Annotated in this window: 3 protein-coding genes; 2 read left to right on the top strand and 1 reads right to left on the bottom strand. The window is 53.5% G+C overall.

Features of this window, described 5'->3' with window-relative positions; all coding sequences use genetic code 11:
* Nucleotides 1-70 precede the first annotated feature (70 nt).
* The gene (locus tag ACXJ5O_RS26705; RefSeq protein WP_457302544.1) at nt 71-427 is read left to right on the top strand and encodes a VOC family protein; all 357 of its coding nucleotides are present in this window, start codon (nt 71-73) and stop codon (nt 425-427) included.
* A gap of 2 nt (nt 428-429) precedes the next feature.
* On the opposite strand, the gene ACXJ5O_RS26700 is transcribed toward ACXJ5O_RS26705, so the two are convergent.
* Nucleotides 430-876: a MarR family winged helix-turn-helix transcriptional regulator gene (locus ACXJ5O_RS26700; protein ID WP_457302543.1), complete on the bottom strand. Its 447-nt coding sequence runs from the start codon at nt 874-876 to the stop codon at nt 430-432.
* 90 nt (nt 877-966) lie between these two features.
* Here ACXJ5O_RS26700 and ACXJ5O_RS26695 point away from each other — a divergent pair.
* Nucleotides 967-1,500: VOC family protein (locus ACXJ5O_RS26695; RefSeq protein ID WP_457302542.1), on the top strand; the 534-nt coding region annotated here is incomplete at its 3' end.

Here is a 1,500-nt window from a genome sequence, read left to right as displayed (position 1 = left end):
GGACTTTAGGCGCATGACAGAGATGATTAGTGTGGATCTCGGACGAGACTCAATTTTGAGGAGGTGTCCCGTGGTCGTAAAACGCATCGTTCCAAATTTCGCATGTCCTGATCCCGGCAGCGTTCGTGACTTCTATGAAAACTTGCTGGAACTGAAAGTCGTCATGGATCATCGATGGATTCTGACATTTGCATCCGACATTTCGGCAAGGCCGCAGATCAGCATCGCCAGCGAAGGAGGGTCAGGCACTCCTGTGCCCGACATTTCGATCGAAGTGGACGATGTCGATATGGTCTATGAGCGAGCGAGAACAGCCGGCTATGAGATCGCATATGATATCGCAGATGAGCCCTGGGGCGTCCGGCGTTTCTACGTCCGCGACCCAACCGGACGACTGATCAACATCTTGACGCATGCTGTTGATTGAGATCACAAGAGCTTCTTTAAGCCGTTTAAAAGTCGATCATGCTCGCCGTCTGTGAGCAGTTCTTCAAGTTTGCGGTGTGAATTCTTCCATATCGGCACGACTTCCGAAAGCAGGTGCATACCATCCGGCGTCAGTGCCATGAGGCGGCTGCGTTTGTCAGCAGGATCGACCACGACCCTCACCAGGCCACGGCGCTCCAGCGGCTTGAGGGCCGCGGTAAGTGTGGTTCGATCCATCGCGAGCAATGAAGCTACGGAACTCAGATTGGGTGGCGTCGGCCGGTTCAGCGACATCAATAGCGAAAACTGTCCGTTGGTGAGATCATATGGCCGCAACGCTTCATCAAAGCGCCGGGCGAGGGCACGCGCCGCCCGCTGTACAGCAAGACACAGGCACGTATCGCGAACATGGATCGTTGTTTCGTAAGGAACTGAAATGGGCTTTGACATGGCCTATATATGTTGATATCAACATAATTGTCAATATTCAATTACAAGCCATCTATACAATCCGGTCGATCATGAGAAGGAGGAGCTATCATGTCCAATTCCGGTGATTTTGTTTGGTATGAACTGATGACCAGCGACGCAGAAGCAGCTGAGCGTTTCTACAGCGATGTGATTGGCTGGGGTGCGCAGGATTCGGGCCATCCGGATATGAAATATACTTTGCTCAAAGCCGGTGAAGCCCCCGTTGCGGGCATGATGACGACACCCGAAGGCTGCAACATCGGTGTCGAATCAATGTGGTCCGGCTATATCGCAGTTGATGACGTCGATAAATTTGCTACCCGCGTAAAGGATGCGGGAGGCAAGATAACCCTTGAGCCACAGGATATCCCGAACGTTGGCAGATTCGCAGTCGCTGCCGATCCGCAGGGCGCGCCGTTCACTCTGTTCAAGCCCTCGATGGAAGACCGCGGCGACAATCCGAAGCCCCCGACACCGGGTACAGTCGGGTGGCACGAATTGAACACCAGTGATTGGAAGGGTGCCTTTGAATTCTATTCCGGCTTGTTTGACTGGACCAAGGGCGAAGCCATGGATATGGGCGGCATGGGCACCTACCAGATC

Source organism: Phyllobacterium sp. P5_D12, from assembly GCF_054049495.1.
Note: the sequence above shows the minus strand (reverse complement) of the source record. Positions and strands in the feature narration are given on the sequence as shown.